At 43.8% G+C, this 12,500-nt stretch carries 16 protein-coding genes; all 16 read right to left on the reverse strand.

Annotation, left to right across the window (positions count from 1 at the left end; genetic code table 11):
- Positions 1-22: 22 nt before the first annotated feature.
- The 16 genes from AC2EXB_RS11010 to AC2EXB_RS11085 all read right to left on the reverse strand — a co-directional run bounded on the left by AC2EXB_RS11010 (position 23) and on the right by AC2EXB_RS11085 (position 12,493).
- On the reverse strand, positions 23-1,561 hold the full coding sequence (locus AC2EXB_RS11010; protein WP_483604742.1) for a lmo1851 family serine protease: 1,539 nt from the start codon (positions 1,559-1,561) through the stop codon (positions 23-25).
- Positions 1,562-1,666: 105 nt separating this feature from the next.
- Positions 1,667-2,371, reverse strand: a complete 705-nt coding sequence (gene deoD, locus AC2EXB_RS11015) for a purine-nucleoside phosphorylase (protein ID WP_235196362.1) — start codon at positions 2,369-2,371, stop codon at positions 1,667-1,669.
- A gap of 70 nt (positions 2,372-2,441) precedes the next feature.
- On the reverse strand, positions 2,442-2,657 hold the full coding sequence (locus tag AC2EXB_RS11020) for a YozE family protein (RefSeq protein WP_483601426.1): 216 nt from the start codon (positions 2,655-2,657) through the stop codon (positions 2,442-2,444).
- A 57-nt stretch (positions 2,658-2,714) separates the two neighbouring features.
- Positions 2,715-3,140 carry a peptide-methionine (R)-S-oxide reductase MsrB gene (gene msrB, locus AC2EXB_RS11025; RefSeq protein ID WP_235196364.1) on the reverse strand — a complete coding sequence of 142 codons (426 nt, stop codon included), beginning with the start codon at positions 3,138-3,140 and terminating at the stop codon, positions 2,715-2,717.
- Positions 3,137-3,667, reverse strand: a complete 531-nt coding sequence (gene msrA, locus AC2EXB_RS11030; RefSeq protein ID WP_483601428.1) for a peptide-methionine (S)-S-oxide reductase MsrA — start codon at positions 3,665-3,667, stop codon at positions 3,137-3,139. The genes msrB and msrA overlap by 4 nt, the downstream gene beginning before the upstream one ends.
- Positions 3,668-3,682: 15 nt before the next feature.
- A complete protein-coding gene (locus tag AC2EXB_RS11035; protein WP_483601430.1) occupies positions 3,683-4,261 on the reverse strand; it encodes a YpmS family protein in 579 nt (192 codons plus the stop codon).
- An 11-nt stretch (positions 4,262-4,272) separates the two neighbouring features.
- Positions 4,273-5,070, reverse strand: coding sequence for a GDSL-type esterase/lipase family protein (locus AC2EXB_RS11040; protein WP_483601432.1), 798 nt, complete (start codon positions 5,068-5,070; stop codon positions 4,273-4,275).
- A 39-nt stretch (positions 5,071-5,109) separates the two neighbouring features.
- Positions 5,110-5,949: a DegV family protein gene (locus AC2EXB_RS11045; RefSeq protein ID WP_483601434.1), complete on the reverse strand. Its 840-nt coding sequence runs from the start codon at positions 5,947-5,949 to the stop codon at positions 5,110-5,112.
- A gap of 76 nt (positions 5,950-6,025) precedes the next feature.
- Positions 6,026-6,769: a lysophospholipid acyltransferase family protein gene (locus AC2EXB_RS11050; RefSeq protein ID WP_483601435.1), complete on the reverse strand. Its 744-nt coding sequence runs from the start codon at positions 6,767-6,769 to the stop codon at positions 6,026-6,028.
- Between the two features lie 10 nt (positions 6,770-6,779).
- On the reverse strand, positions 6,780-7,259 hold the full coding sequence (locus tag AC2EXB_RS11055) for a dihydrofolate reductase (RefSeq protein WP_251473835.1): 480 nt from the start codon (positions 7,257-7,259) through the stop codon (positions 6,780-6,782).
- A gap of 31 nt (positions 7,260-7,290) precedes the next feature.
- On the reverse strand, positions 7,291-8,235 hold the full coding sequence (locus AC2EXB_RS11060) for a thymidylate synthase (RefSeq protein WP_483601436.1): 945 nt from the start codon (positions 8,233-8,235) through the stop codon (positions 7,291-7,293).
- 72 nt (positions 8,236-8,307) lie between these two features.
- Positions 8,308-8,901: a YpjP family protein gene (locus AC2EXB_RS11065; protein ID WP_235196371.1), complete on the reverse strand. Its 594-nt coding sequence runs from the start codon at positions 8,899-8,901 to the stop codon at positions 8,308-8,310.
- Between the two features lie 289 nt (positions 8,902-9,190).
- On the reverse strand, positions 9,191-9,964 hold the full coding sequence (locus AC2EXB_RS11070; protein ID WP_483601438.1) for a class I SAM-dependent methyltransferase: 774 nt from the start codon (positions 9,962-9,964) through the stop codon (positions 9,191-9,193).
- The gene (locus AC2EXB_RS11075; RefSeq protein ID WP_251473842.1) at positions 9,961-10,398 is read right to left on the reverse strand and encodes a BrxA/BrxB family bacilliredoxin; all 438 of its coding nucleotides are present in this window, start codon (positions 10,396-10,398) and stop codon (positions 9,961-9,963) included. The genes AC2EXB_RS11070 and AC2EXB_RS11075 overlap by 4 nt, the downstream gene beginning before the upstream one ends.
- A 511-nt stretch (positions 10,399-10,909) precedes the next feature.
- Positions 10,910-11,200, reverse strand: a complete 291-nt coding sequence (locus AC2EXB_RS11080) for a hypothetical protein (protein WP_483601440.1) — start codon at positions 11,198-11,200, stop codon at positions 10,910-10,912.
- Positions 11,201-11,356: 156 nt separating this feature from the next.
- Positions 11,357-12,493 carry a conserved virulence factor C family protein gene (locus AC2EXB_RS11085; protein WP_483601441.1) on the reverse strand — a complete coding sequence of 379 codons (1,137 nt, stop codon included), beginning with the start codon at positions 12,491-12,493 and terminating at the stop codon, positions 11,357-11,359.
- Between the last annotated feature and the right edge of the window lie 7 nt (positions 12,494-12,500).

The raw sequence follows: 12,500 nt of genomic DNA on the forward strand, positions 1-12,500 counted from the left end.
CCGCTATTTGCGGACCTCCAGTTTATTCTTCTGTATCTTCTTTCGCCGCTTCTTCTGTTTCTTTCTCAGTTTCAGCAGTAATCCCAGCTTCCTCCATTACGATTTTCTTCGCTTCTAGAAGTTGTGGGTCGTCTTTTTCAATTTTCAAGCGCAGTGCATCCATAATGGCAAAACTTGTATCGCCTGTTATGATGCCTGTTGCTTCCAATTCATTTTCTTCCTGGAAAGTTTCGACTGCTTCTTGAAGTTTTTCTTCAAAAATGCCATCTACTTCTCCAACTTCAAATCCGAGTGCTTCCAGCATTTTTTCTGCAGTCCGTACATTTTCAGAAATTGCGCCGTCTTTCAGCTCAGCTGAAGGGTCTAAAATCGGCAATGATGCATATTCTGGATATGCCACTTCTTTATCCGGCATAATGCCTTTCTCATGTATCCAATTGCCTTCCGGCGTTAACCATTTCGCCGTCGTAAATTTCAAGTTCGAACCGTCTTCCAAGTCGCTCGCTGTTTGTACGGTCCCTTTACCGAAAGTCTTTTCTCCAACTAATTGGATTCCAGCCGATTCACTCATGGCACCTGCAAGAATTTCAGAAGCAGAAGCGGATCCGCCATCAATCAACAATGTGACTGGTACTTTTACTTTCGTTCCTGGAGAAGACATATAGACTTCAGGTTCTTCGCCTTTAGCCTGAACTTCGAACATCTCTTTGCCTTCATCGATGAACAAATTCGAAATATCCAAAGCTGTCGTCAATAATCCACCTGGATTTTGGCGAACATCCAGGACCATAGCTTCCATGCCTTCTTTTTCCATATCCGTTATGGCACCCAATAACTCGTCATATGTGTTTTCCGAGAAACTGGTAATTTGAATATGGGCAACATTATCGCCGATCGTTTCAGCATAGACCGTTTCAATCGGAATTTCATCGCGGATGATTTTAAATTCCATCGGCTCTGCCGATTCACCGCGCTTCACTGTCAAGGTCACTTCAGAACCTTTTTCGCCGCGGATTAAAATTACCGCTTCAGAAGCACTCATTCCTTGAATGCTTTCGCCATCCACTTGTGTGATGATATCGCCAGGCATAATTCCCGCTTTTTCAGCTGGAGAATTTTTGATCGGAGATACGACACTGATGTAGCCGTTCCGCTCCTGCACTTCCGCTCCGATTCCTTGGAAGCTCGAAGAAATGCCTTCAAGAAACTGGGAAGCTTCGTCTTTATTCATATAATCGCTATATGGATCATCCAACGAGTCGATCATGCCGTTGATTGCGCCATTGATCAATTCCTGATCATCAAGGTCTTCGTAATATTCAGCATGCAGTTGATCATAAGCTGCATATAATTTCTGGAACTCACTTCTTTGCGGAGAAGTCACTTCCACCGCTTTTTCATCTCCGAACGTCAACGCAAAAACGGTTAACCCCGCTGTACATAATATCAGAAGAACAACAAGCATGATAAAATAGAATGTTTTCATCCGGATAAAATGGGACGGAGCTTCTTCTGCCGGCGGGATCTGTTGTTGCTCCTCGCCTGGGCGCTTTTCATCCATCATTTTCACCACTTTCATAATTGCCAATCAAACTGTTTTAGATTTTATCAGGCTTGGCTAAAAATTAAAAGAAAAAGACTGTCAAGACAGTCTCTTTTTTTGTTCCTATTCCTGGATTGCTGCATCAAGCGCTACAACGATCATGTCATTGAAAGTTGTCTGGCGCTCTTCAGAAGTTGTCACTTCTCCAGTGATTAAGTGGTCGCTGACAGTCAGGATAGACAATGCCTTGCGGCCAAATTTAGCAGCCAATGTGTAAAGTGCAGCAGATTCCATTTCCAGGCCTAGAACGCCGTATTTCGCCCATTTTTCGTGTTCTGCGAACTCGTTGTAGAATACATCTTCAGTAAAGACGTTCCCTACACGCAAGTTCAATCCTTTTTCAAGGCCAGCATTATAAGCTTTCAATAGCAAATCAAAATCGGCAAGTGGAGCATAGTCGATTCCGTTGAATATGATTTCGTTCATTTTTGAATCTGTAGATGCACCTTGCGCCAAGATGACGTCGCGGACTTTAACATCTTCATGGATCGAACCGCAAGTACCCACACGGATCAATTTCTGTACGTCATATTCGTTCATCAATTCAGTAATGTAAATTGAAATTGAAGGTACGCCCATTCCAGTTCCTTGAACGGAAATGCGTTTGCCTTTATATGTACCTGTGTAGCCGAACATATTGCGGACATCATTATACAATACTGCATCTTCTAAGAAAGTCTCAGCAATATATTTCGCGCGAAGCGGATCTCCCGGAAGCAGGATTGTATCGGCGATATCGCCTTTTTTTGCATTGATGTGAACACTCATTTATAAAACCTCACTTTATTTTAGTCGTTCTTATCATACTGTTTTTTCGTTGCTTGTGCAATCGATTAACTTAATGCCTCACATATTCATCCCAAATCGAATCAAAAGTTGAAGCTTTTAATACAGGATGCGCTCGTTCTTCAATATACTTAGATAATTCTTCGAAGTCTTCCGATGCTTTTGGAAAGCTGTGGTCTAAGAACATGGACTCTGCAAATTCCGAGAAATCATCCGCTTTTAGCTTACCGCGGTATTTCAACGCAAATTGATAAAAAGAACGTTTCACCTATTCCCCTCCTCTATTTTTGCAAGGAAAAGCCCGGACATTTGTCCGGGCATCCAATCATTCAAATAGTTGTTTGTATTCAGATAAGCCTTCTGCATCCAATTGGTCTTTAGGCACAAATCGCAATGCCGCTGAATTGATGCAATAACGCAAGCCGCCAAGCGAAGAAGGTCCATCCGGGAACAAATGCCCAAGATGTGAATCTGCTGTAGCACTTCTGACTTCCGTTCTTCTCATGCCGTGGCTAGTGTCAAAGTTCTCTTTGATTTCTGAACCTTCCAGTGGTTTTGCAAAGCTTGGCCACCCACAATGGGCATCGTATTTATCTTTGCTGCTGAAAAGCGGCTTTCCTGAAACGATGTCTACATAAATGCCGTCTTCAAACAATTGATCATATTCGCCCTGGAACGGCGGTTCCGTACCGTTTTCCTGCGTGACATGATATTGCATCGGCGTCAATTTTGCTTTTAAATCTTCTTTCATGATTGTCCACCCCAATTTTTTTCAATGAACCCCGCTCTTCCCGATCCAACTGAATAGCGGTTGTAATGGGCAGGGTTTTTCTTATAATAATCCTGATGGTAATCTTCTGCCAAATAAAACGGCTTGGCTTCGAGAATTTTAGTTGCTATCGGTTTTGAAAACTTCCCTGAGTTTTCCAGGTCTTCTTTAGATTGTTCAGCAGCAAGTCGCTGTTCTTCCGAATGATAGAAAATCGCCGTTTGATACGATTGGCCGCGGTCGAAAAACTGGCCGCCTGCATCTGTCGGATCAATTTGGCTCCAAAAAATTTCTAAAAGTTTTTCATAGGAAAAAATTTCAGGCTGAAACGTAATTTGGACCGCTTCATAATGGCCGGTCGTTTCTGAACACACTTGTTCATAAGTAGGATTAGGCAAATCGCCGCCTGTATAGCCGCTTAGCACTGACTCAATTCCATCATAGGAATCAAAAGGCTTGACCATACACCAAAAACAGCCGCCTGCAAATGTCGCTTTTTCTGTCTTCATCCAATTCCACCATCCTTATCTCTGAATCGTTACACGCAAACGTATATCATCTTCTTCGAGATTGAAAGAGGTTGCCCTAACTGCGATTCCGCCATTCAACGGGATATCTGTCAATTTCAGCAACACTGATTCCTCGGAAGGCTCAACTTCCATGAAATCCGGAAGCTCTACTGAGTCTCTTAGCAATTTTAACGCAGATTCAGGCGGAATATCCAGCATACCGACCTCGACCGACTTTTGCTGAAGAAGCAAATTGCCGTCTTCTTGGACAAACGGTTCAAATCTTAACAAGATTGGCAACGTGATCGAAAAAACTTCCAGCTCTGTAGATAAGCTCACATCATCATCTACCGACAAAGCGAGTGGGATTGGCTGGTCAGCCATTGCCTCTTGAATGTAAGTGTTGGCAATGCCTTCGAAATCGTCTTTAGTTACATTTATGATTACCGAGTTTCCGGCTAAATTATTCTGTGCTGCACTTGAATCCGCTAATGAATGCTTTTCTGCTGGTGTGGTGATCAATAGGAACAAGGCAAGGATAGCAAGAATATTCACTGTCAGCAGCACTAAAAAAGCGGAACGCCAAATCTTCAATTAAACCCCTCCTATTCTTGATAACTAAGTCCGCATTCTCCCATTCTTTCAACAATCCGTTCGGTCATCAGCTCGTAGCCTTTACTGTTCGGATGGAAAAAATCTGTATGGTATACAAGATTGTCGTTGCCGACAAACAGATCCTCGACTGGAACAAAACAGGCAAGCGGATCTTCTTCTGTTATTTCCTTCATGGCCTCGTTGTAATTGGTTATGATTTCTTCAAATTCTGCCACTTCATCGGTGATTAAAGAAAAAGGATTGTATATGCCGACAGCAATGATGGGAACAGAAGGGTTGATTGCGCGGATGGATTTAAAAATAGTGCGGTAGCGATTTTCATATAAAACGAGTTCGTCTTTAAAAGCTTCGATATTCAAGGAAAAAAGGTCCCTTTTGACAATTTTCATGATATCGTTTCCGCCAATCGTCATCGTGACGTAATCCGCTTCCGTAATTGGGCCGGTCAATACCCCTTTTGGAAACATGGCCAGCAGCTGATCGCTTCTGCGCCCACGTTTGGCGGTATTTTCGACTATTGTCCCCCGCACTCCCGGCCATTCACTGATTTCATCCGCTAGCCTGCCGGTATAACCACCCAAATTTTCAGTATCGCCGACTCCTTGCGAAAGCGAGTCGCCGAGAGCTGTAATAATCAGTGCTTGCGGTACGAAATTCGGCGGCACCCGGTATTCAGAAAAAGCGATTGGGACCCTAGGTTCGGCTTCGTCTTTCCCAAAAATGAACGATGAGCTGCATCCCGCTAAGATTCCCGCTGCTAAAATTAAAATAAACAGGATGCGTTTCAATTTAGTCGCCCCTTTAACAGAATCCATTTGACGGTTTGTTCAGTCTGTATAGAACATGAAACCAATAGCTCCAACTCCTGTATGCGTCGAGATTACCGGGGTTGTGTAGTCGAATTTAATATTGGTATGCCCTTCTTGCTCAAGCTGTTGTTTTAACGGGTCCCCCATTGCCAATCCTTCCGCGTGGGCAATTCCGATTCCTTTTACCGTTTTCCCCGCAGTCCGCTCGTTGAAGTCATTCATCAAATATTGAACAACTTGTTTGTAGCTCCGGGCTTTCGCCACCGGCGTGTATTCTCCTCCGTCTAGGGAAGCGATTGGTTTGATCTTCAAAAATGAGCCGATCATGGCTCTCCCTTTGCCGATACGTCCGCCCTTTACTAAGTTTTCCAGCGTATCAACTACGACGAATAACTTTGTATTTTCTCTGATGGCCTCCACTCGTTGAACGATTTCTTCCATCGTTTTCCCTTCAGCCGCCATATCAGCAGCTTCGAAAACCTGGAATGCGAGGGCATGGGAAATGTAGCGGGAATCGATGACGGTGACGTCCGAATCAGTGAGTTCTGCGGCTGTCCGGGCCGATTCAACCGTCCCGCTCATGCCGCCGGTCATATGAATAGAAAGAACTTGATCGCCGTTTGCTCCGAGCCGATCATAGAGTTCTTTGAAGATTCCAGGGGCAGGCTGTGAACTTTTCGGCAATTCTTTTGAAGTGGCCATCATTTCCAAAAACGATTTCGGTTCCAAATCCACCCGGTCTAAATAGCTCTTGCCATCGATTTGAATATTCAAAGGCATGACATGGAGATTGTATTTTTCAATCACATCGGGTTTTAAATCTGCTGTTGAATCCGTAACAACGTGTATCTTCGGCATAAAATCACTCCTACATAATATATTCCTTTAGTTGGTCCATCTAAAACTTCCGGTGAATTTGTGTAAAAAAACAGATCTATAGCAGACCTGTTTTTCCACTTCCTATCAACGCCACCGCTTCTTCCACTTTTGAACGAATCAAAGGAATCAGGATTTTCGCATCCGTTTCTTTTATAAAGTCAGCTTCGATCGGCTTTAATACCCTCACCTTGATATCAGCAGGACGGATTTTATTGTTGTTTTTTTCCATGACCGCGAATGTTCCATGGATGGCAATCGGCACAATCGGTACACCTGAATCTTTGGCGATGCGCATAAAACCCGATTTGAAGTCGCCGACTCCTGCGCCTTTGCTCCTTGTCCCTTCCGGAAAAATCAAGATGGAATGGCCAGCTTTCAGCTTTTCCGCACTATCCGCAATCGACTTAAAAGAACTTCTCCGGTCCGTTCGATCAAGAAACACACAATTCATTTCTTCCATATAATGCGGAATGATCGGCAACTTCTTCACTTCTTTTTTAGAAATAAACCCGAAAGGCTTCGGAATGGATGACAGCAGCACAGGGATATCAAAATTCCCTTCGTGGTTGCTGATAAGCAATACAGGGCCTTCGGGAAGATTTTCCAAACCGTCAATTTCAATTTTGCTTTTTGTCCGCTTCATAATGCCAGCTGCCCATTTTTGAGGTTCAGAATGGATTAAAGCATCATACTCCGCTTTTGACATACTCGCTTTTTGCGCTTTAAACTTTTTGAGGTTCATGGCTGCAATCGGCAAATAGCCGAATAAAAAAGAAAACGTCTTAACTGAATTATACATCTTAGCTTACTCAGCCCTTTCTCTCAAAAACAAGATAGGAAAATGGTATTCCTGTGGAAGAGAGATGATCGGCTTTGGAAACCAATTCCCATTCATCGCCATATTCCGGGAAGAACGTGTCGCCTTCAAATTCCTTTTGCACCAATGTGATGTATAAACGATCGGCTTTTGGCAAGATTGATCTGAAAATCTGCTCGCCACCGATCACCATGATTTCATCGTGCAACCCCTTGCCCCGTTCCATCGCTTCATCCAGATCATGGACGATTTCGATGCCGTCTGCATGATAGTCTTTGTTTCGCGTCACGACAATGTTTTTTCGCTTCGGCAAAGGACGTCCGATCGATTCGAACGTATTGCGCCCCATAATTATGCTTTTGCCGACTGTATGTTTCTTGAAATACGCCAGATCTTCTGGAATATGCCAAGGCAATTCATTATTTATTCCGATTACCCGATTCGGGTCATGTGCAACCATTAACGAGATCAATAAAACCCCTCCATTATTCGTCTGCAGCCGTTTATACCGCTACAAGTGCTTTAATGCGCGGATGCGGATCGTATCCTTCGACTTGAATGTCTTCCACTTTCAAATCGAATATCGAACCGACTTCTTCGTTTATTTTCAAAACCGGCAATTTCTTAGGATCGCGTGATAATTGCTCCTTCACTTGTTCCAGATGGTTTACATAAAGGTGGGTATCTCCAGTAGTATGGACGAAATCCCCTACCCCGAGTCCGCATTCCCGTGCAATGAGGTGCGTGAGCAATGCATAGGAAGCAATATTGAATGGAACCCCTAGGAATACATCGGCACTGCGCTGATACAATTGGCACGATAGCTTGCCGTCTGCGACGTAGAACTGGAACATCGTATGGCAAGGCGGAAGCGCCATATCGTCAACGAATTCCGGATTCCATGCAGTCACCAAATGGCGGCGTGAGTCCGGATTATTTTTTATCGCATTGATCACATTTTTTAGCTGATCGATGGAACCGCCGTCTGTTTTAGCCCAAGAGCGCCATTGCCTGCCATAAACCGGTCCAAGGTCGCCGTATTTCTCAGCAAAGCCTGGATCGCCCAAAATTTCCTGCTGAAAAATCGCCATCTGCTCTTCATATATAGCTGAAAACTCCGGATCTTTCTGGGCGCGCCGGCCAAAGTCCGCCATGTCCGGCCCCTTATATTCATCGCTATCAACCCATTTTGCAAAAGCCCATTCATCCCAAATATGATTATTTTCTGCCAATAAAGTCTTTACATTTGTGTCGCCTTTGATGAACCACAGGAGCTCTGAGACAATCAGGCGGAACGCCGTTTTTTTAGTAGTCATCAATGGGAAGCCTTCGTTTAGGTCGTATCTCATTTGATAGCCGAAAACACTCAAAGTGCCGGTTCCTGTCCGGTCTTCTTTTTTCGTGCCATTGTCTAAAATATGCTTGCATAAATCCAAATATTGTTTCATTTTATTTCGCCTCCATTGTTATAGTTATCATAACAAAATCCAACAAAAAAAACCGTTACAAATGTAACGGTTTTAAGAAAGCCATTTAGGCGGCGTATTTTTGGACCAATAAATATCGCCAAGGGCAATGTGCTGTTGGAAATTATCTTCTGCGACATGGTAATGGAAATTGAAGAAATAGCCTTCCAACGGTTTTTTTTCTGTTCTCACATGGAAACGAATCAAGTCTTTACTGGTTTCGCTATTGTAAACGTGGAAAATTTTTTCCGCATGGTCTCCGGATGGCCGCTCAGAAATTGCCAACAGCCTTTGTTTATCGGGATCAAGTCCAGACAAATGGTCATTGATCGCCTGTTGGATATTCGGCAAGATCGATGTCTGGAATTCGTCTTGGATTACCGGGCCGATGCGTGAACCGAATTTGAGATAAGCCTGTTCTTCTGCGGCTTTATGTACAGTTTCCAAAACCGACTGGCTGCTGTAATAAAGTTCGCTTGGATCCAGAAAATCATATGTATATAGTTTTTCGTTGCCTTCTGCAGCTTGCGAATTGCTTGGTGCTTTATCCTCGAGCAAGTTTTCCCAAATCATATGGTTCGGGGAAATCGCCCCTAAAGTCAACACAGCAACTGCAATCATTAAAGACTTTTGCCACCAGCTTTTCATCCATATCACCCACAATTTTGAACATTTTAGTAACTCTATTGTTTATTTAAACGAATTTCTTGTGTAAAGGTTTCATCTTCTTGAAATTCATTGTACAATAAAATTAATCATATAGCTCTGTTTTTTCGAAAAAGGAGGAACTTTTCATGGATGCATCATTGCTTATCGGTCTAGGACTATTATTCATGCTTGGATATTTGACTTCATTAAACTTTACAGACTAAGAAAAAAACTTCCTAATCGCTTAGGAAGTTTTTTTTCTGTCTAAAGCTTTTGCAAGATAAAATTTCTAACGGCAATCGATGACCCCGTAATGGAATTTCGTATTCGGCCGAACGCGTCTAATAAATCCGTACTGCTCGAAATCTGTTGAACGGAAATGAGCTTTTAAGACAACAGCCTTCCTCGCAACCCGAACCGCTTGCACCACCCATTCTTCCGTCAATTGTCCCGCCTTTGCTGTCCCTCTGAGCGGAAGGAAATTTGAGGACTCTGAAATTTCTACCGTGAACATGGGATCCATATAGACGACATCAACTGAATTATCTTCACGCGTCTTCAGAAATTCAACCGCATCCATTCCTACGACTTGAATCCTTTTCATCGCTTCGGTTAAATGTGGCATTGACTCATATTCTTGCAGCCCTTTCGCTACGACATACGCTAAAGTCGGATGGGCTTCACAGCCGATTACTTGGCCGCTCGCTCCCACCTTTTGTGATGCAACAATGGCGTCAGATGCCATTCCAAGCGTACAATCGATCAAACAATCTCCATCGGCCAATCCTGAAACCTCAATTAACGGATCCTGCTCAAGCGGCCGCTTTGTCCGGAATGCTGCAGAATTTGGATGAAAAAAGAACGGCTCCGCTTTACCCAATGGGTAAAACTCGAGCCGTTCTTTTGCAGCAACCAATACATCGGCTTGTTCATCAGACTGAATCCGTTCAATCGAGCGTTTCCGCCGGAGCACAAAAGGAATGCCCAAATCGGACGCTACCTGCGCTGCCAGTTCATCCGTCTTTTGATTCGGCCGGTATGCAGTGGTCACAATCGTCTTCACTCGCCGGCAACCTGCTCAAGCACTTGCGTCAAATGGTCGCGGATATGCTCAACATCATGATCTTCAATTTGCTCGCGCGGAATGAAATAAGCGAGTTGCCCATCTTTCACAACCGCAATTGAAGGTGAAGAAGGCGGTACATCTTCAAAATAATTGCGCATCTGTGCAGTCGCTTCTTTGTCCTGCCCGGCAAAAACTGTCACTAAGTGATTCGGTTTGGCGTCCGTCTGCTGCAATGCTTCGATCACCGCGGGACGTGCAAGACCTGCTGCACAACCGCATACCGAATTGATCACCACTAAGCTTGTTCCTTCGGCTTCACTCATATGTTCATTCACTTGTTCTGCAGTCAATAGTTCTTTAAAGCCGTGAGACGTCAATTCTTGCCGCATCGGCACAACGATGCCCTTCATGTACTCATCATATGCGTTCATTTCAGATACCCCCTGTTTCTTATATTCTCTTCCATTCTAACTTACTTGATCACAGGATTCACTTTTTCTTGCTTACAGTAAGGTTTTTAAAATCTCCCGCCATTCCAAACGACGACCTATAATTTTACTTAATGCGCCTTTTTTGAAAGCGCTTGGGTCAATAAAATTCCGACTATACTGATCAACAAAGCCCATGAGGCATAATTCTCTATGGAGGCTATTGCAATTCCTAAGTTTCTGTACATACCAATAAAGTTCGATAGAGCTGAATCGTTATCAAGGCGCGGTGCTTCAGATACTACTAGCCAATCAGTAGCCATTATCAAGAACGAGAAGATTCCGATACTGATCAACAAATTTTTTAAAACGCTCATTTTCTATCGCCCCACTCCTGTAACAAGTATAGCACTTCACAAAATTTAGAAAAATAACTTAAATTTACCTATCATCATATTTAAGTTTTCTCATTTATTTCTGCGAATGAAAAAAACATCTCCCAAGGAGACGCTTTTTACTCGCTGTAATTATTATTGATGTATTCCAGAATTTTTTCATAGGACTCTGCATCGTACCATTCATAAGGAACGGTTTGTGAAACGCCGTCTTTTTTAATCTGCAGGCTTGTTGCAGATAGTTGGACGATGCGTGTATCTTCTACATTATCTCGGTCTTCGATTTCATGTCCTTTGAACTTGTTTTTTACACCCTCGTAGAATTCGTTGCGCTTTTCCTCACCGCCAAAATCCCATGATTCGTATTTGCCTTGGTGCAATAATTCGATTGAATAGATATCTTCTCCCATTGGCTCGCCCCCATCTGATTGACTGTTATGATTGATTGCCCGTTCTAGTATTACTTGCAGTTTACCTCTTACTCCGGAGTTGAAAACCTCGAATCCTGAAAAAAAAAGGAACCGGAAGCTTAATCTGCTAGGCAGACGCACTTCCGGTTCCTATTTTTATTTTTCTTCTTTCATCGCTTGGCGCGCTTCGGTCATTTGTTTCCAAACTGAGCCTTTTGCATCTTCGCCTTGTTCGATGCGGGCAATCGCCATTTTGATTTGAAGCTTCACTTCAAATTCTGGGTCGTTCTCCGCTTCTTTTAAAGCGGGCAATGCCGCTTCCGTTCCAGTTTCGTAAAGGAACATCGCCGCACGCCAGCGGACCAATTTGTTTTTATCTTTTAATATTTCCATCATAATTGGCTCAAACTCTTCGAAGCCGAGGTCGCTGATCGTGTCTCCCGCTGTTCTGCGGACCGCCCAGCTTTTGTCTTTCATCGCAAGCTCCAGATAAGGGACCACCGCTTTATCCTTGATGTCTCCGAGGAAAATCGCCGCTTGCCGGCGAACGGACATTTTTTCGTCTTGCAAAGCTTGTTCCAATAGCGGCAAATCGCTGAGCTCCCCTTCGTTCATCTGCTCGAGCAATTGAAAGCGCGTTTGCCAGTCCGGTGTATCGAATTCCTCCAAAGACACTTTTCTGCCGCGGGCAACCGGCTCCACTTGTTCAGAGGACCGGTCTTTCTCGATGATCGCTTCGAGCCGCTCCTGAGGGTAAGCCGCTTCCAATTCTTCTACCACTTGCTTGCCGATTTCTTCTTTGTCGCCGTAGCGGACGCCGTAGTCTGCCCACTTCCGCTGCAATAAGTAATTTTCTTCCGTTGGATCCATGACTGTACTCATGGCAGTCACAAAGCGTTCCGCCATCGCAAAACGCTTTTCTGATGCACTGTCAAAAACTTTCACCTGCAGCGGAATGCCTTTGAATTGCTGCACATGGACATAGACTTCGCCGTAATGTTCATCTATTTCGATTTCATCATTTGTGGTGTAGTTCGTGCCGCCGAAAACATTGCGGACAGCCGCTAAAATGTTTTCCCAGTCAAATTTGGAAAGACGTTCAACTGCCAGAAAGTCAGCTACATGATAAACGCCTTTCACGCCGTCGATGGCTAAGATTTGCTGGATCTCAGCCGGTGCACCTTCTGAATTATCTTTTGTGTAATTATGGCTTTTGCCGAATGGCAATTCCTGATCGATGATCACTTTCATCGTATTCGGGCTTGGTGTCGGTTCAATTGTAATAATCTTCACAAAGTAT

Source organism: Planococcus alkaliphilus (assembly GCF_057031095.1).

Coding starts and splice junctions, on each gene's coding strand:
- AC2EXB_RS11050 (WP_483601435.1), bottom strand. CDS start 6,769: ATGTATAATTCAGTTAAGACGTTTTCTTTTTTATTCGGCTATTTGCCG.
- AC2EXB_RS11045 (WP_483601434.1), bottom strand. CDS start 5,949: ATGCCGAAGATACACGTTGTTACGGATTCAACAGCAGATTTAAAACCC.
- AC2EXB_RS11080 (WP_483601440.1), bottom strand. CDS start 11,200: ATGGGAGAAGATATCTATTCAATCGAATTATTGCACCAAGGCAAATAC.
- AC2EXB_RS11060 (WP_483601436.1), bottom strand. CDS start 8,235: ATGAAACAATATTTGGATTTATGCAAGCATATTTTAGACAATGGCACG.
- msrB (WP_235196364.1), bottom strand. CDS start 3,140: ATGAAAGAAGATTTAAAAGCAAAATTGACGCCGATGCAATATCATGTC.
- deoD (WP_235196362.1), bottom strand. CDS start 2,371: ATGAGTGTTCACATCAATGCAAAAAAAGGCGATATCGCCGATACAATC.
- AC2EXB_RS11065 (WP_235196371.1), bottom strand. CDS start 8,901: ATGAAAAGCTGGTGGCAAAAGTCTTTAATGATTGCAGTTGCTGTGTTG.
- msrA (WP_483601428.1), bottom strand. CDS start 3,667: ATGAAGACAGAAAAAGCGACATTTGCAGGCGGCTGTTTTTGGTGTATG.
- AC2EXB_RS11075 (WP_251473842.1), bottom strand. CDS start 10,398: ATGAACGCATATGATGAGTACATGAAGGGCATCGTTGTGCCGATGCGG.
- AC2EXB_RS11010 (WP_483604742.1), bottom strand. CDS start 1,561: ATGGATGAAAAGCGCCCAGGCGAGGAGCAACAACAGATCCCGCCGGCA.